The organism is Metapseudomonas resinovorans DSM 21078 (genome assembly GCF_000423545.1).
In the GTDB taxonomy this organism is placed as follows: domain Bacteria; phylum Pseudomonadota; class Gammaproteobacteria; order Pseudomonadales; family Pseudomonadaceae; genus Metapseudomonas; species Metapseudomonas resinovorans.
Window position 1 is genome coordinate 140,499 of record NZ_AUIE01000006.1, and the last position, 16,867, is coordinate 157,365.

At 64.8% G+C, this 16,867-nt stretch carries 18 protein-coding genes; 17 read left to right on the plus strand and 1 reads right to left on the minus strand.

Going from position 1 to position 16,867, the window contains the following annotated elements; all coding sequences use genetic code 11:
* The 5 genes from G559_RS0106690 to G559_RS28545 all read left to right on the plus strand — a co-directional run bounded on the left by G559_RS0106690 (position 1) and on the right by G559_RS28545 (position 2,828).
* Positions 1-570, plus strand: a complete 570-nt coding sequence (locus G559_RS0106690) for a phage tail protein (RefSeq protein WP_028627507.1) — start codon at positions 1-3, stop codon at positions 568-570.
* A complete protein-coding gene (locus G559_RS0106695) occupies positions 567-1,031 on the plus strand; it encodes a hypothetical protein (RefSeq protein ID WP_028627508.1) in 465 nt (154 codons plus the stop codon). Before G559_RS0106690 ends, G559_RS0106695 begins: the two co-directional genes overlap by 4 nt.
* 2 nt (positions 1,032-1,033) lie before the next feature.
* Positions 1,034-1,228, plus strand: coding sequence for a DUF7210 family protein (locus tag G559_RS0106700; RefSeq protein ID WP_028627509.1), 195 nt, complete (start codon positions 1,034-1,036; stop codon positions 1,226-1,228).
* Positions 1,221-1,964: a phage tail tube protein gene (locus tag G559_RS0106705; RefSeq protein ID WP_028627510.1), complete on the plus strand. Its 744-nt coding sequence runs from the start codon at positions 1,221-1,223 to the stop codon at positions 1,962-1,964. The genes G559_RS0106700 and G559_RS0106705 overlap by 8 nt, the downstream gene beginning before the upstream one ends.
* Positions 1,965-2,504: 540 nt before the next feature.
* On the plus strand, positions 2,505-2,828 hold the full coding sequence (locus G559_RS28545; RefSeq protein WP_155945679.1) for a hypothetical protein: 324 nt from the start codon (positions 2,505-2,507) through the stop codon (positions 2,826-2,828).
* Between the two features lie 95 nt (positions 2,829-2,923).
* Here G559_RS28545 and G559_RS30595 read toward each other — a convergent pair whose 3' ends face one another.
* Positions 2,924-3,076, minus strand: a complete 153-nt coding sequence (locus tag G559_RS30595; protein WP_162144805.1) for a hypothetical protein — start codon at positions 3,074-3,076, stop codon at positions 2,924-2,926.
* Between G559_RS30595 and G559_RS0106715 the strand changes: the two genes are divergently transcribed.
* From G559_RS0106715 to G559_RS0106770, 12 genes are all read left to right on the plus strand, one after another.
* A complete protein-coding gene (locus G559_RS0106715; RefSeq protein ID WP_162144806.1) occupies positions 3,075-6,674 on the plus strand; it encodes a phage tail tape measure protein in 3,600 nt (1,199 codons plus the stop codon). The two genes, G559_RS30595 and G559_RS0106715, sit on opposite strands and share 2 nt — an antisense overlap.
* Before the next feature lie 182 nt (positions 6,675-6,856).
* On the plus strand, positions 6,857-7,195 hold the full coding sequence (locus G559_RS0106720) for a hypothetical protein (RefSeq protein WP_245586474.1): 339 nt from the start codon (positions 6,857-6,859) through the stop codon (positions 7,193-7,195).
* On the plus strand, positions 7,195-8,970 hold the full coding sequence (locus G559_RS0106725) for a hypothetical protein (protein ID WP_051246448.1): 1,776 nt from the start codon (positions 7,195-7,197) through the stop codon (positions 8,968-8,970). The genes G559_RS0106720 and G559_RS0106725 overlap by 1 nt, the downstream gene beginning before the upstream one ends.
* A gap of 3 nt (positions 8,971-8,973) precedes the next feature.
* Entirely contained in the window at positions 8,974-9,387 is a 414-nt protein-coding gene (locus tag G559_RS28550) for a hypothetical protein (protein WP_051246451.1), read from the plus strand.
* Positions 9,384-10,898: a hypothetical protein gene (locus G559_RS0106735; protein WP_028627514.1), complete on the plus strand. Its 1,515-nt coding sequence runs from the start codon at positions 9,384-9,386 to the stop codon at positions 10,896-10,898. Before G559_RS28550 ends, G559_RS0106735 begins: the two co-directional genes overlap by 4 nt.
* A 12-nt stretch (positions 10,899-10,910) precedes the next feature.
* The gene (locus G559_RS29560; protein ID WP_155945680.1) at positions 10,911-13,094 is read left to right on the plus strand and encodes a hypothetical protein; all 2,184 of its coding nucleotides are present in this window, start codon (positions 10,911-10,913) and stop codon (positions 13,092-13,094) included.
* Between the two features lie 29 nt (positions 13,095-13,123).
* Positions 13,124-13,693, plus strand: a complete 570-nt coding sequence (locus G559_RS0106745; RefSeq protein WP_028627516.1) for a hypothetical protein — start codon at positions 13,124-13,126, stop codon at positions 13,691-13,693.
* Positions 13,694-13,701: 8 nt separating this feature from the next.
* Positions 13,702-13,899: a hypothetical protein gene (locus tag G559_RS0106750; RefSeq protein ID WP_028627517.1), complete on the plus strand. Its 198-nt coding sequence runs from the start codon at positions 13,702-13,704 to the stop codon at positions 13,897-13,899.
* 24 nt (positions 13,900-13,923) lie between these two features.
* Positions 13,924-14,490 (plus strand): hypothetical protein, encoded by a 567-nt coding sequence (locus tag G559_RS0106755; RefSeq protein WP_028627518.1) that lies wholly within the window; start codon positions 13,924-13,926, stop codon positions 14,488-14,490.
* 4 nt (positions 14,491-14,494) lie between these two features.
* Positions 14,495-15,826 (plus strand): hypothetical protein, encoded by a 1,332-nt coding sequence (locus G559_RS28560; protein ID WP_036997028.1) that lies wholly within the window; start codon positions 14,495-14,497, stop codon positions 15,824-15,826.
* A 3-nt stretch (positions 15,827-15,829) separates the two neighbouring features.
* The gene (locus tag G559_RS0106765) at positions 15,830-16,177 is read left to right on the plus strand and encodes a hypothetical protein (RefSeq protein WP_028627519.1); all 348 of its coding nucleotides are present in this window, start codon (positions 15,830-15,832) and stop codon (positions 16,175-16,177) included.
* Positions 16,178-16,231: 54 nt separating this feature from the next.
* On the plus strand, positions 16,232-16,801 hold the full coding sequence (locus G559_RS0106770) for a glycoside hydrolase family 19 protein (protein WP_028627520.1): 570 nt from the start codon (positions 16,232-16,234) through the stop codon (positions 16,799-16,801).
* Positions 16,802-16,867: the final 66 nt, after the last annotated feature.

Sequence of the window (16,867 nt, forward strand, 5' to 3'; positions counted from 1 at the left end):
ATGGCCGGATACGACGCTTTTAGACTGGAGATCCGCGGCGACTCTGAGTTCCTGCAACGGCTGTGGACGGCCCCTGACCGCCTGCGCCGTCTTGCCCAGATGGCCCTGAACAGGGTCGGGCGGGGGCTCAGCACCCAGAGCTGGCGGGCGATCCGCGACGAAATCAACCTCAAGCCCAGTTACATCCGGGACGAGGTGAACTACATCCCGGCCACCGAGGACAAGCTGCGGGTGATCATCTTCGCGCGCAAGCGCGGGGTCACCCTGAGCCAGTTCCCCCACAAGCTCATCTGGAAGGTGGGGAAGAACGGTCGGCGAGTGCGTGCCGGGGTCGAGGTGAATGTCGGGCACGACTGGACGGAACTGGTCGAGGGCGCATTCATCGCCCGCATGGGGCCGCCGGGTGGGTTGATCGCTGAACGCGCCGGCCGCGCCAGGCTTCCGCTGGATGTACTGCATGGTCCATCCCCGTCCCAGGTCCTGGGCAGCAAGCTGGACGAGCTGAGCGAACAGGGCCGCGACGACCTAGAGCAGGAGCTGCAGCGTCTGGTAAAGAGGTTTGAGCTGTGAAAAACCCGATCGAACTGGCGCATCAGGCGCTGCTGGCCCGGCTCGGGCAGATCGTTCCCTCCAATGGCTTTCTGTCTGATGCGGGGACCCGCATTCGCCACGGCTGGCTGCAGGACGTCCTCGCGGAGCATGACCTGGCTTACCCGCTGCTCGTGGTCCAGCCCGGAGAGTACCCGCCGCCCTTGAACGGGAGCGGGTGTGTTCTGGCCAACATTGGTCGTCGGGTGATCGGTGTCGTGCGGCCCGATCACCCGGACACCTATCAGGCCGAGCTGGACATGCTGTACGTCGACCTGATCGCCGCCCTGCAGGTGCCGGAAGGCCTCCCCAACCCTTGGGGGCCTCTTGGCCCCTCCCGAGTCACCATCGGCAGCGCCAAGCCTTTCCCGCCAGGGGAAGGCATCGCCGCCGGAACCATCCTCATCCCCGTGCAACTGCACGTCATCATCAACGGAGCGTAACCATGGCGCGAACCGAGAACGCCGCTGATCCCAAGCAGCCGGCGACGGTCGAGGTCACCCTCGATAAACCCCACACCCACAAGGGCCAGCTGAAACCGGCGGGTACCAAGATCGAAGTTACAGAAGCCCGTAAGGCCTGGCTGGAGCAGCAGGGCGTGATTAGTGGCAAGGTTCAGGAGGAGCAGAACAATGGCTGATCTCCGCGGCGCTTTTCTGGGGGTAGGCAAGATCTACCTCGAAGACCTGGACGACCCGAAGGGCCTGATCCAGATCGGCAACTGCAACAGCCTCAACTACGAGGCTACCCCGCAGGAGATCGAGGAGCAGGACTACACCACCCCTGGCGGTGGTCTGGATGCCTCGGTTCAGCGCATCACGGCGGTGAACGTCAACTACAACGCCCGCCACTTTAAGGCCGAGAACATGGCGCGTGCTCTGTACGGCAACGCCACCAGCGTGGCCGCCGGCACCGTCACCGGCGAAGCCAAGAAGGCCTGGCCTGGCGCGCTGCTGGTGCTGGATCATCCGGGCGCGACCAACGTGGTCATCACTCCGGCGGCCGGTGGCGCAGCCCTGGTGCTAAACACCGACTACACACTGAACGCTGCGGGCTTCCCCGAGTTCACCGAGGAGGGCGCAGTCACCACTGCCGGCATGGATGTCGAGATCGACTACTCCTACGCCAAGCACGTCACCATCCAGGCCCTGGTGAAGTCCGGCAAGCGCTACCGCATGGTCTTCGTCGGTCTGAACGAGGCCCGCTCTGGTAAGCCGGTGATTGTCGAGGTGTTCCGCGTGAACCACTCGCCGGCCAGCCTGGGCTTCATCGGCGACGAGTTCCAGGGCATGGAGTTCACCGCTAAGTGCGAGAAGGACCCAACCAAGACTGGTACCGGTGTCTCTCAGTATCTGGTGATTAAGGACGTCGACTGATCATCTCGGGCCGGCTACATTCCCTCCCATTTCACGATGGGAGGGAAACCCTATGCGCCTCTTTGTCCTTGCTGCATTAGCTCTGCTCGTAAGTTTCAATGTTCCGGCGGCAACAGTCGTGAAGTGCATGGACTCGAGCGGCAAAGTGACATTTGTGCAGAACCAGTGCCCGGAAGGCTTGGTTGGCGAACTTCGTGATGTGAAGGCGAGCCAACGGCCCAGTGGAGACGGCCCAGCGGTCAGGATGGCGGACCCATCGAAAACATACGTTACTGCCAAGCCAAAACCTGTCAGAAAAGTAAGGACTGTGCAGCCCCAGCAAGTGGAGGCTGATGCGGCGCCCGTTGCCGCAGCACCGACGAGAGTCATTGTGCAGCAGCCATGTAAGCGTTATGTCGAGCAGCGAATTCGGTACACCCGGAAGGCAACGAATGGCGGGACGACTGGCGGGGTCAGAGTCGTGAAAGTCCCTGTCCCCTGCTGACCAAAATGAGACGATCCAGGCCCGCTTCGGCGGGCTTTTTCATGGGAGAAGGGAAATTGGCAGAGATCACCAACAGTCGCGAGATCAGGGTTGGCGAGCGCCGTGTGACGGTGCGTGAGCTGACGGTGGCGGAGGTGAGACAGTGGCTGGGGGACGCGTCATCCAGGCAGCAGATCGACACCGTGGACGCCATGCTCTTCGAGGACATCTCGCTGCCTGACCTGGCACGTATGACCAGCCTGGATGTGGATTCCATGGGTGACTGGCAGCCGAGCCAACTGCGCGAGGTCATCGCCGCGGCGAAGGACATGAACAAGGATTTTTTCGCCCTACGGGAGAGGATCGTCAGCGCGTTTCTCCCGACCCAGCCAGAGAACTGAAAGCGCTGGATGATTCGGTGACGGCCCTGATCGGGCTCGGTCACCACGCTGCCTGGGGTTACCCCTGGTCCCTCTACCTCAACACGTTAGCGGCGCTAACGCGGCGGAAAAAGTAACGCCGCGACCGACAGTCCAACCAACGCCACCCCAACCAGCACGAACAGCGCGATCACCACCGGCATGAATGCCTTGGGGGCGACGCACAGCGCTGCGATGGCGGCTATCCAGAAGAAGGTCTTTGCACTCATGACTGATGTCACGCTCACGCTTGGGGTGGATGACGGTGGCAGTATTCGCCAGCTGGACAAGTTCAGCAAGGCCGCCGCCGCAGCCATCAAGACGTTGCAGCAGCCGGTTGGGCGTGTCACGGCATTCCAGGAGTTGCAGACCAGCGTCGAGCGCACTGGGGCGGCGCTTCGGGATGCTAAGGATCGCCTTCGCACTATGCAGCAGGAGTTAGTGCGCCTGGATTCTGCCAACTCTAAAACCGCCGCCAGCTATCGCCAGATTGCCGACAGCGTCAGGACTATGGAGTCCAACGCGAAACGGCTGGACGCCCTGCAGTTTGGCCAACGCAATCTGGCCGTTGCCCGTGATCGTGTCCGTGAGCTGGGCAACGAACTGGCCCGAAGCGCTGAGCCTTCTAAACAGTTGCAGGGCCAATACAGCAAGGCCCTGGCGGAGTACCAGAAGCTGCGCAGCGCAGTGCGGCAAGGCGAGATCCAGCTCACCGGCGTCCAGGTAGACCCTCGCGCCTTGGCAGATGCCAAGCGGCAGATGGCTGAGCTGGGCGCTGAACTGCAGCGTGGCACCGCTACGTCGCGTCAACTTCAAGTCGAGTACAAGGCAGTGACTGGCGAGATGAACCGCCTTGCTGTCGCCGCTTCGTCCGATGGCGCCCAGTTGGAGCGTATGCGCACACAGCTGCGCGCCGCCGGCGTCGACACTCGCAATCTCGCCAGTGAGCAGTCTCGCTTGCGCGCAGAACTGGCACAGAAGGTGCCCAATATTGCCCTGCAGGATGCCGTTGCCCGGGCTCGCGACTCCTTCGGGGTTCGGCCATTCGCCGACGTTAACGAAGAGGTCGTCAAGCTTCAGCGCAACTTCGCCCTGTTGAAGTCCAGTGGTCGCCTGACTCAGACCGAACTGATCCAGGCCCAGGTGCGAATGCTCGAACAGACCCGCGCCCTGGAAGAACAGACGAATGGCTGGCGCACCAGCTTGGCTAATGTGAAAAACGAGATCATCGCTGGTGCGGCGGCCTTCAGTGGTGTTGCCCTGCTAGGCCAGCGCGCTTTCACCGAGTTTGCAAGCTTTAGCCAGCAGATGGCTGGCATCGCGTCAATCACGGACTTGACAGGCGAGCAGCTGGAGAGCTTGTCAGCTTCCGTTCGCCAGTTGAGTGTCGATCTCGGAAAGGGCGCCACCGGCAGTGCCGCAGCTCTTCGCGAAATTCTCGGCAGCGGTATTGATACCGGTCGAAGCCTTGATGTGCTAGCTCAAGCCTCTAGGGCGGCAGTGGCTGGCATGTCGGAGACGAAGACTGCTGCATCGGTCGGCGTGACCATCGTCAACGCCTACGGTGAGAGTGTCGACAACCTGGGTCAGCGCTACGACCAGCTGTTTTTGACCATCCGTGATGGCGTGGTGGAGTTCGACGAGCTTGCTGCTGGATTGGGCCAGGTACTGCCGACGGCTGCCGCCGCCGGTGTCGGCTTCGACGAACTCGGAGCAGCGCTGGCTCGCATGACCGTTCAGGGCATCAAGGCTCCTATCGCGATCACCTCGCTTCGCAGCGCAATCACTCAGCTCGCTTCTCCAGCTCCCGAGGCGGCCAAGGCCATGAAGGAGTTGGGCATTAGTTGGAATGGACTCCAGGGCACGCTGCAGCAGATCGCCAGCAAGAAGCTTGGTATCGAAGCAATGCGGCAGATCATCCCGGATGTCGAGGGGCGTACTGCTGTCTTGGCGCTCACCAATCAGATCGCCGCCTTCAACGAGCAAGTCGAGCGAATGGACGAGGCCGCCGGTGCTACGCAGCGGGCCTACGACATCATGAAGGACACGCCTGAGCAGCAGGTCGCGCGCTTCAAGTCGGCCGTAGGGGAGCTGCAGCTTGCGTTTGGCCAAGCGCTGGCCGCTGGCCTTCCTCTCGTCGAACTGCTGACGGACATGCTCAATGCGTTCAACGAACTCCCAGAACCGGTCCGGCTAACCTTGATCGGCATTGTTGCCCTTGGCACTGCTGGAAAGGCTCTTTCGATTGTCCTGGCAGCAATTCGCGGGCCTTTCTCCTTGTTCCTTTCCCATCTTGCTGCAACCCCAGCGGCTGCAACTGCTGCTGGTGCTTCGCTTGACACGCTCAGTGGTCAGGTCGGGCGCCTTGGTGGGCGCCTCAAGGGACTTCGCTTCTCCACGCTTGCGAAAGGCGGGTCTTGGTTGGCGATTGGAGCCATCGCGGCAGAGTTCTACATGCTGCACCGGGAGATGCAGAACCTGGCCCAAGATCAGCAGGCAATTGAGGCTGATCTCTCGAAGAAGACGGCAGAGACGGCGAAATATGCTGACACGCTGATCAAGTCGGCTGGCGCGGTACGTGGCCTGACCGACGATGAGCGTAAGGAGTACGCGAAACAGCTCCGGCTAGCTGAAGAGCACTGGCGACTCCGAGCGGAACAAATCAGCCGGGCAGATATGGAGCGCGATGGGCCGACTGCTCCTGTCAGCAAAGAGGCGCTCCTGGCTGCCGGGCAGGCTCGCGCTTATCGCGAGGCCTATCAGGCAATCGACAAGATCCAGGACGATCGCCTGAAATCCGAACAGGCTTTCCAAACCCGTCAGGACACCATTCGCAACTCCGAGGTCGACAAGGTCAAATCCCAACTGGCCGAGGTGCTGAAGGAGCACGAGAACGCCAACAAGCGGCTGGAGCAGGTGCGGAAGCGTCGGGAGGACATCCAGAAGCGCTTCGCGGCGCTGGCCGATAGTTTCGCTGCCGGTGGCCAGTCCGGGGCGCCAACGTTTGGTGACCTTACCCAGGCCAAGGTTAACGCTCGAAATGCGGCCAAAGTCGGCGATACCGATACAGCGCTCAAAGAGGCCGAACGTGCAGCGGTAATCCTCGAGCAGCTTCGTGATGCCGGCGCCAATACCTATGGCTTCGAGGGCATTGCCCGCGAGCTGGGGCAGATCGCAGATGCGGCAGCCAAGATCGATCAGGAAAACGCCGAGGCGTCGGTCAAGGCGCAGGAGCAGCGCGTTGAAGCGCTCCTTCAGAAGGCCGAAGCCCTGAAGCGAATCAGCGTCGGCTTCGTCTCCGATACCGAGTCCGAGGATCAGACGCGCCAGCGCATGCTTGAACTCGCCGAGGAGTGGCGCAAGTACATGCAGGTCCAGGTCACCCTGGTTCCGCCGGATACCTCCAACCTGAAGCGTGCGGAAGAGATGGTCGACGGTGCTGGTGTTGCTGCTGCACCGGGCTTTGCCACTGGTGGCGTTCTGCGTGGCCCGGGCACCGGAACAAGTGACAGCATTCTGGCGCGGCTGAGCAATGGCGAGGGCATCCTCACAGCTCGGGCCGTTCAGCATTACGGCGCCGGCCTGGTCCACCAGATCAATCGCTTGCAGCTGCCTGGGTTTGCCGACGGCGGGGTGATGGGGGAGCGGTTTGTGCCGACCGTACCGTCCATGGCCATCGCCCTTCAGCAGCAGTCTCAGGCGGGCGGTGAGCCGCCTCATGGGGGTACTTTCACCTTCAACATTGCGGGTGAAACCGTCCAGGTTCAGGCCTCACCTTCAGATGCGGCAGTTCTTCGCCGCTTGGCGCGAATGCATGGCCGGAACTGACCAAGGGAGAATCAATGAGCAGGATTATGTTGGGGGGAATCCCCATCCGTATCGACTCGGGGGCGCCAACGGTGGAGTACTCGCCCACTGGCGGGGTGTCCACGGCTCGGCGCTCAGGGGGCGCCCTGGTAAAAATGCGTCACTGGCGAAAGACAGCCATCACGATCCGGGGAACCGGTTGGATGGGGCCTGGATTCGCCGGCCTGGACTTCGACCAGCCGTTGGAACTGCGTTGTACCAAGCAGCAGTCGCTGACCACCACGGCGCTCACCGGCACCTTGCCGGGCACGCCCCGACCGGATGATTCGCCCTGGGCGCTGGCCTACGTGGGCGGTGACTGGCAACGCACTCCGGTGGAGGTCGAGCCTGATCGAACCTTCACCATCACTGCCGTCCCCGGCGCCCTGCAGTATCAGGTCTGCTGGCGCCCGGTGTTCACCGTGTTCTGTGAACCGCCACCGGAGTCCATGGACCCGGCCTCCAACACCCATGACTGGACCATCACCGCTGAGGAAGTCTGATGCTGCTGAATGGCTCGGAGCTGAACGCCGTCGAGTTGAACGGCGAGTCGGCGGGCGGGAGTGTGCCCGGCCCGGTCACCGTTACCCCCGTGGTGTCGGTGATCTGGGATGTTCGCCTGCTGCTCAATGGGGTGGATGCCAGCGACCTGCTCACCGGTGCTGTGCGTATCGAGCGGGAGGAAGGCGCCCGCGCCCTGGCTGACTTCAACCTGCTGATGGATGCTGGTGCGGTGAATCCGGCCAGCTACGTCGGGCAGAGCGTGGAGCTCTACTACCGCGACCTGCGCGAAGGTGACTGGACTGAAACCCTGCGCTTCAAGGGCCAGGTGATCCGTCCGCAGTTCAACTTGCAGACCCGGGTGCTGGCCTGCGAGTGCAGTGACCGCCTGCAGGAGGAAGTCGAGGCCATGGATGTGGCCGCCATCGATGCCCTGGTGGGTGGGCTGTGGTCGGCCGACGTGTTCGAGCCGGTCGAAGGCCGGTCGCGCTGGGACTACGCCCTGGAGCGGATGAGCACCCAGGCTGCCAGCCTGCAGCGGAGCGTCGAAGGCGCTTTGCAGGTGACGCCCTGGGCGGCGGGTGCAGCGGCTTTTGTCATCCCGGCCGGCGCCGTGCTGGATGGCACGCTGGACTGGGTGCCGGTGGAGCTCAACGACCGCATCAACGTGGTGGAGGTGGCGGCTGACTACCGCTTCATCCGCTTGCGCGAGCGGCACCAGGACTTCATCTGGGAGCATCCGGCGGTTGAGGGGGTGTCCATCATCGATGGCTTCTGCCTGACCTGGGGCCGAGAGGACAACACCGAAGTGCCGGACATCGGCATGGTGGAGGACGCCAGCAGTGGCGCGGGCTATCAGGCCATCCTCAGCACCGCGAACTGGGGTCTGGTGCCCGCAACGGGGGATGGGGTTCTGTGCGATCCGCCGTTCGGCTGGACCAACCCCTACCCGGACTTGCTGCTCAGCGCGACCTGGACCAGTGCCATGCGCTGGAGCCAGCGGGTGACCGAGCAGTACACCCTGCGGGTGGAGGCCGCTGCCAGCGTGGCCCAGGCCGGCGAGGTGATCAGCCGTGAGCGGGTTGCACTAGAGACTGAGAGCGACCGCGAGGCGGAATTTGAAGGTGCCGAGTTCACCGAGCACGAACCGGACGCCACCGAGGACGCCCTGGGCGACTGGGTGGTAGACCTGAGAGAGGAAGAACGCCGGACCGAGGCGCTGACCTGCGGCCTGGCCATGGCCGCCACGACCATCCTCGGCGCGCACCGTGGCAACCGCTTTGCGTTCCAGCTGCCGACCTCCGACACCCTGGGCTTTCGCCTGGAGCACACCCTGCATGTGCAGGATGAGATTCTTGGGCAGCCGGTGCAGTGCCGGGCGAAGGTGTTCAACCTGCTGGACGAGTGGGACCTCGACAGTGGCTCAGCCCTGACCAGCATCCAGTTGGCCGTGAGCCAGGGCGGCGGCGATGTCACCGATCCGCTGACGCCGCCGGCCAGTCCGCCCAGCACACCACCCGGCACACCGCCGTCACTGATCATCCTGCCGACCCAGCTGGGCTCGCGGAACATCAGCCCGATCTACGACGAGGAGCTGGACGGCTTCGCCGGCAACTACACGGTCGACGATCTGGACATCAACCCAGAGCTTGAGGCGTTCCCGCGCCGCTTCGATCTGACGGCCCCGGAAATCCCCGAGGATCATCGTGACGAGTACACGGTCAGCCAGGCTCAGACCTATCAGTTGGCCATCCCGAACGACCTGCTGGAGCTGTAACCCATGACCCTGGCCCAAGAACGTGCAGCGACCCGCGCGGGGATCACGGCTGCCCGCACGTCCACCCTGCGCCGTGATCTCAACTCGCTGGAGACCCAGCGTCGGCAGATCCGCGAGCTGGTGTCGCTGGAGCGGCGGGGGCTGCGCCCAGCAACCAAGGGGCGCGGTACCTGGGACCCCAACAAACCGACATTCGGGGGTGGTGGTGGCGGTGTGGACAGTCCGCTGACCGAGCCGGCATCGGAGGCCGGCGTACCGCTCCGCGAGTACCACCCGGCAATGACCATCACCAGCAGCGACGGCCTGTTCACCATGGAGCTGGAGCCGATCAAGAAGCTGACGATGGTGGACGCCAGCGGTCGATCCATCGACTTCCTCTACGCCGACCCAGAGCCTGACCCGGAGCCCGAACCATGATCCTGCAGCACAAGGGTCTGGGCCTCTTCCAGGCCAAGCTCTGGGGCAACCCGTGGCATGGCCCGGTGCGCGCCGGGGTGCTCACCCTGCCGAATGGTTCGACCCGGGTCTGGCCGCAGCCGGCGGTACACCAAGACCTCATCAGTGGCGTCTTGACCGACATCCCGGATACCTGGGGGGATGCGCACCGGGTGAAGGTGCCGGGTGTGCCCGAGGTGGTCCGCAGTGCCGAGGAACTGGCTGCCGATGCGGCTGCGGGGCGCCAGTGGCGCAACACCGCCATCCTCTCCGGCGACCGCCGGGCCTTGGGCGGAAAGCCGCTGGACGGCTGGATCTATATCGATCCGGACGGCGTGCGGTGGCTGGTGCGCTGCACCAATCTCGACGAGAACACCGTGCGCAGCTTCAGCACGCCCTGGTCGGCAACCCTGACCCTGAGCCGCTTCGGTGAGTTCGGCCAGGACGCGGAGAGCCACAGCTATCCGGTCGGCTCAGGCTGGGGCATCGATGGCGCTACGGCCCCGACCGCCGGGCGTCTGCGTCTGGAGTCGATCCGCGCGGATGGCTCGGCGGCCGTCCTGATGGTCCACGAGCGGCGCTTGGGCACTGCGGAGACGCAGATCCGTTGGCCTTATGCGTTCCTCGAACTGACCCTCAGCGGGCCAGGGGCTACAGCCACGGTCGGCTGCAGCGTGGTGAAGGCGCGTTCGGCGGTCTCCCAGGCCACGGTGGCAATGGACCTTGGTCCGGACTACCTGGCCGGCTACTACAACGGCCCGCCGGGCTATACCCCGGAATGGCGCTTCCAGCTTGCGAGCACGCCGCCGGGGCCGGGCGAGGGCAACTTCAGTGAATGGGGCGGGCGTTCCTGCAAGGTCTATAGCGGGACAGTGACCTTGGATATCCGCCGCACCCTGAGCATCTGGTACGACGTCGATGGGCTCCGCCGTGACGTGGACTTCGTCATTGCCTGGGACGGCAACGTGGATATCCCGGCGCCGACTGCGGACGGCCTGGAAAGCACCGGCAGCGCCAACTGGACGGCCTCCATCGAAGTCGGCGGCGAAGTGCGCAGCCAATTGCTCGGGGCCTGGACGGGTACGGCCAGCGAGACGCTGGACGGTACCGATTTGGGCAGCATGAGTTGGGCTCGGACGGTGACCACCGACGGCATCGACTACCCCGAGAGCGTCAGCGATGACGCCGCCGCCCATAACTGGGTGCCGCTGCCGTTCGACGAAATCCTGGTCTACGCCGCGCCCACCATCGCGCTGGTGGAGGCCAATGCCACCACCTTCAACGGACACCTGGACGTTATTCGCTATTCACCGCAGGTCATCGGTCTGTGTGCCGACCGACCTTCGGCGCGCGCCTACCACCCGCCGGCCACGCCGACGGGCACGGCCAGTGGCGTGGTCACGACGGGAACCACCGCCCGGCGCTACGGCGCCTGGGACCCCCATACCGGGGCGGCCCTCTGGCTGGAAACCTCACCTGTTTGCTGGGTCTGATTGGGAGACAACATGCAGCGATTCCTTAATAACTGGTCGACGTCCTTGGCTGCGGCGCTGACGGCGGCCGCTACGGCGATGGACATTCCGTCCGCCGCTGCCGCTGAACTGGTCGGTCTCGGTGCCGGCGATCATTACCTGCTGACCCTGGCCGAGATCGACGCCAACGGCCAGGAGGTCGGCTGGGAGATCGTCAAAGCCACCGCCAACGCCGCCGGCACACTGACGATCGAACGGGGCCAGGAAGGCTCCGGCGCGCGGGACTGGCCGGCGGGAACTCCTATCAGCGTCCGCCTCACGGCGGGTGCGCTTGCCAGCTTGGGGCAGGCCGGTGGGGCGCAGGTCGGGGACTGCCTCACCTCGGCCCGCGACCTGGGTGCCGACTGGCTGGCAGTGGATGGCAGTGCGCAGGCGAAGGGTTCCTACCCGGCCCTGCACGCGCTGCTCGGCGACCGACTGGCCCGCCTGCGCCGCTCGTCCGTCGTACGCCCGGATGCCACGGGTACGCCAGGGGCCATCAGCAGCGGTAACGGCATCTACCTGATCAGCTTCAGCGCCTCCAGCCAGTTGGTGCGCAGCGTCGATGGTGGTGCGACCTGGGCAGCCAGTACCGTGATCGATGCGGCGAATGTCAGCGTGTCGGTCAACGGCCTGGCGTTCGGCGCCGGGGTGTTTGTCGCGGTGGGCAGCTCCGGGCGGATCGCCTACAGCGCCGATGGGGTGAGCTGGACCCTCGCCACCTCGCCGTTCGCCTCTTCCGCGCTTCGCAATGTGGCTTTTGGTGGTGGGTTGTTCGTGGCGGTTGCCGACTCCGGCAAGCTGGCCACCAGTCCGGACGGCATCACCTGGACCCTGCGGACCAGCCAGTTCGGCACCAGTAACATCCTCGGCATCGCCTACGGCAATAGCCGCTTCGTCGTGGTTGGGGCCTCGGGCAAGGTGGCCTACAGCACCGACGGCCTGGCCTGGACCCTGGGCACCTCCGGGACCAGCGGCACGCTCAACGCCGTCGGGGCGGTCGCCAGCGGCTTCGTCACCTACGACACGTCGCTGGCGTACACCAGCAGCGATGGCATTACCTGGGCGAGCAACAACCCCGGCCACGTGGTCAACGATGCCTTCGTGGCGAGCGGTGGCCGGGTGCTGCTCTCCGGTCCTTCGGTGCTGGAGTCCACCGACGGGGTGACCTGGACGGCATTCGACAACCCGCTGCCGGGCGGTGCGGACGTCAGGTCGTTCTTCGACGACGGCGTGTTGGAGGTCGTTGGCGGCAGCGGCACCCAGCTGTTGTTCCGCCCAGAGGGCGGTAGCTGGTCGCGCAAGATCAATCCGGCCGGCACGTCGGACATCGGTGCACTGGCCTACGGTGCTGGGAAGTACGTGGCCATCTCGGCTGGCGGCGACCTGGTCGTCAGTGCCGATGCGGCGACCTGGACGCGGGTGGAATTGCCGCTCAGTGTCACGCCGCTGTCTGCGGTCTACGGCAATGGCTTGTTCGTCGTGGGCTGCAGCGCTGGCAAGGTGATCACCAGTGCCGATGGTGAGACCTGGAGCGTGGCCACCATCAGTGGCCTGGAGTCCTACTCTGCCGGTGTGACGGCTTACGGCGGTGGGCGCTACGCCATCATCTACAACAACTTCTGTGCCAGCAGCGCGGACGGGGTGAGCTGGACGGTCGGCACGGTTGGTGGCGGTGGCACGGCGCTGATTGCCTATGGTGCCGGGCGCTGGGTGCTGATCACCAGCGGTTCGACCATCATGACCAGTGCGGACGCCATTACCTGGACCACGCATCTGGGGGCGGCCGGGGGGCCGCTTGGCCTGGCGTTCGGCAACGGCGTCTTTCTCGCGGTGGACGCGAGCCGGGTCTACAGGTCGCGCGATGGGTTGGCCTGGGAAGTGGCGGGTGCCGCCCCTGAAGGCACCGTGCAACTGACGTTCGGCGAGGGCGTGTTTGTCCTGGTTGCTGGCCATCCGAGGGTACTGACCTCGCTGGATGGCGAGCACTGGGAGAGCCTCGCCTGGATCTACGCCAGCGAAAGCGCGCCAACCCCCAAGCGGGTGTTGGCCGCCAGCGGTCGGGCCTTGGTCGGCGGCAGTGGCGGCTACCTGGCCACCTACACCCCGGACTTCGACATGGCCACGCACTTCGCGCTGCCCTCCGGTGACCACCGAGCGTTCATCAAGGCGCTGTAACCCCCAAAAACTTCAAGGAGCAGCCAGCCATGCAGCCGGCCTGTGTACCCCTGCGCCTGATTCAGGGCGCGACCTTCCGCGACACCTTGCGGCTGAGCCAGCCGACCCTGGTCTACAAGGCCATCCAAGCCATTTCCGCCGTGGCGCCGGTCCGTTTGGCGGTGCCTGAGCACGGCCTGTCGGGTGACTGGCCGGTGTGGGTGCGCAGCGTGCAGCAGTGGCCGGAGGTCAACCGCGAGCCGCACAAAGGCCGGCCCTGGCAGGCCACCCGCGTGGACGCCGACACCCTGGAGATCAATGCGCTGTCGGCCGTGGGCCAGAAGCCTGTGGGCGGCCAACTGATCTATCAGCCGCCGGTGGACCTTACCGGCTGCAGCGCGCGCATGCAGATCCGCGACAAGCCGGGCGGCGTCGTGCTGCTGGCGCTGACGGTCGGCGCCGGCCTGGAGCTGGACCCGGCCGGCACCCTGCGACGCGAGATCACCGCCGAGCAGACCGCTCAGCTCAGCTTGGCAGCGGCGTTCCATGAGGTGGAGCTGACCTTCGCCGACGGTGCCGTGCTGCGCTGGGCGGAGGGGCCGGTCGAGCTATCGCCGTAGGTGAGCCCATGACCCAGACAACCCAACACGTCGAGGCCTGGACCCTGGTGGTCGAGGCCGCCACCACCCCGATGCTGATCGAGGGCGGTGAAGAGTACGTCGTCACCCTGCAGCAGCCCGAAACCATCCTCGTCGCCGCTGGCGAGCAGGGCCCGCCAGGACCTCCGGGCGTTGGTGCCGGCGAGTGGCAGGCCAACGACTGGTAACCCATCCCCTGAACAGGTGCCCCCATGGCTCAGATCGCTTTCTACAAAGTCGCCACGCTGCCCGGCAGCCTGGTGGCCAACGCTTTCTACTACGTCGAGAACGGTAACTATGCCGAGTCCTACCTGACCAACAGCGCCGGAGAGGCCAAGTCCATCGGCAACAGCGCGATGATCAATGCGCTGATCACCGAGGCCCTCAGCAGCCTGCCCAGCAGCGGGGCGCCGGTGCTGTTCGTGGCCGACATCGCCGCCCGCGATGCCCTGGAGCCGAGCCTGGAGGGCGCGGTGTTCGTCCTGGTGCAGGACGCGACGGGCGATCCCACCGTCGATGCGGGCGCCGCGCTCTACGCCTGGAACCCGGCCACCACCAGCTGGCTGAAGGTGGCCGAGTACGAATCCATGGACGTGACCCTGACCTGGGACGCGATCCAGGGTCGGCCGACGTCCACGCCCGCGCAGATCGACAGCGCGGTGGGCCAGGCCCACAGCCACGCGAACAAGACGACCCTGGACAAGTTCAGTGAATTGGCGGGCGCCTTGCGCTACAACGGCGCCGCCATCCCCGCCGAATGGAACACCACCAACTGGTGAGTAAATGGCCGACCTAAAGCTGCACAAGGTGGTTTCCAGCCTGCCTGGCGTGCTGGAGGCCGACTCGATCTACCTGGTGCGTGTGGGGGCCGGATACGACCTCTACGCCACCAACCACTCCGGCACCATCGTCAGTTACCCGCTGAACCTGCCAACCAAGGCCAGCCTTGGCCTGGACCAGGTGAACAACACGTCCGATGCCAACAAGCCCATCAGTACGGCGACGCAGGCCGCCCTGGATGGCAAGGTGAGCACCGGGGACGCGCGCCTGACGGATGCTCGTGAGTGGTCCGCCAGCACAGTCAGCCAGGCCGAGGCGGAAGCCGGCACGGCCACCACACGCCGCGCCTGGACGGCCGAGCGCGTGGCTCAGGCCGTGCGTGGCGGCCTGCTCACTGGTCTGTCGACCGCTACCAGCGCTGCTATTGCGGCGACCGACACCGTGCTGGCGGCGCTGGGCAAGCTGCAGGCGCAGGTCAATGGCAAGCAGAATGCACTGGGATACAACCCAGTCCAGCAGGGCACTGGCGCCGGCCAGTTGGGCAACAATGTGAAAATCGGCTGGTCCGCTGGTGGTTTGCTGCTGACCATCGACGTGACGGACTTCGCTAACAACTGGCCGATCAGCATCAGCAAGAACGCGGCCACCGCGACCAAGATAGCCACTGCACGCACCATCAACGGCGTGGCCTTCGATGGTTCAGCGAACATTACCATCACCGACGACACCAAGATGGCCCCTGGCGCGTTCGGAGTCGGCGGCGTCATGCCGGTGGTAACGGACGCCAATGCCATTGCAGCGGGTGGCCTGTACAACCTCGGCTCGCCGTACACCAATGGCCCCAGCGCCACTTTCCACCATATCTTGCATGCGCAGGCCAGCACGACCGCCAGCGAAATCGCCCTGACCAGTAATACCATCAGCCCCAAGGCGTCGATCCGGGGCTTTGCCAGCGGTGCTTGGGGGGCGTGGCTGGAGCTGGCGCGCCTGGCTTTCAGTAACACCTGGGCCGCTAAGCAGATATTCAACGACTACACCCAGCTGGGCGATACCGCGCCCGCGATCAAGCAGAAGAAGCTGACCGGTACCACGGCCGCCACCGAAGGCGGGACCGTATCGGCCAACCACGGCGTCACGTCGTCGAAGGTTATTGGTGTGCAGGTGTTGGTGTTCCATTCCGCTACCAACGCCATTCTTCCCGGTTGGGTTGCAAGTGCGGGCTACCAGTACGACGTGCAGCTGACCTCGACCGGGGTTCAGGTCGTCCTTCACCCCACCAACAGCGAGCACATCCTGAGCAAAGCATTCACGGTTCTGATCACCTACGAGGAATGACCCATGCCCGACTACCGAGAGAGCCAGGTGGCTGGCACGAGCTGGGTACGCACCGGCTACATCGCGATCAATAACCCGCGCCCGCAAGACGGTACGCCGTCCGCCACCTACGTGGAAGAGGAAGTGCTGGCCCTCGGCGAGGGCCAGGAGCGCACGACCAAGCTCGGCAACCTGGTGGAAATGTTCGACCCCGCCGCGACCTTCGACCTGGAAGACCCGGTGTCGGGCGAAGTCATCGGGCAGATGACGCAGTACCAGCTCTACGTGGCCATCTCCAGCAAGTACAAGGACGCCGCGCGTAAGCGCGATCTGGTTCAGGTCGACCCGCCGCCAGAACCTTCGGCCGAATGACCATCACACCCCATCAACCCCGCCTCGCCGGGGTTTTTCATTTCTGGAGGACGCATGGAGATCACCAAGGAGCAGTTGCTCCAGATCCTGCCGAACGCCGGCAGCCAGCGGGCGGCGCTGTTCACGCCCGCGATCAATGGCGCGGTGCGGCGCTGGGCGATCAACACACCCAAACGCATGGCGGCCTTTCTCGCCCAGGTCGGCCACGAGTCGGGGCATCTGCGCTATGTGCGGGAGCTGGGTGGCACTGCCTACCTGGCGAAGTACGACACCGGCAAGTTAGCCGAGCGGTTGGGCAACACCCCGGAGGCCGACGGTGATGGCCAGCTCTACCGGGGGCGGGGCCTGATCCAGATCACCGGCCGGTACAACTACCAGATGTCCAGCATTGCGCTGTTTGGCGACGCCCGCCTGCTGAAGGAGCCATGGCTGCTGGAGGAACCGGATTGGGCAGTGCAGTCCGCTGGATGGTTCTGGTTCAGCAAGGAGCTGAACACCCTGGCCGATGCCGGCGAGTTCGTGCGCATCACCCGGATCATCAACGGCGGCACCAATGGCCTGGTCGAACGTCGTGAACTCTGGGCGCGAGCACGCAAGGTGCTGGGTGTGGAGGTGTCGGCATGATGCCTTCGGCGCGTGTGTTCGCCATTGTCGTGGGGCTGCTGGCTCTGGTCGGTTTCGGGGCTGGCT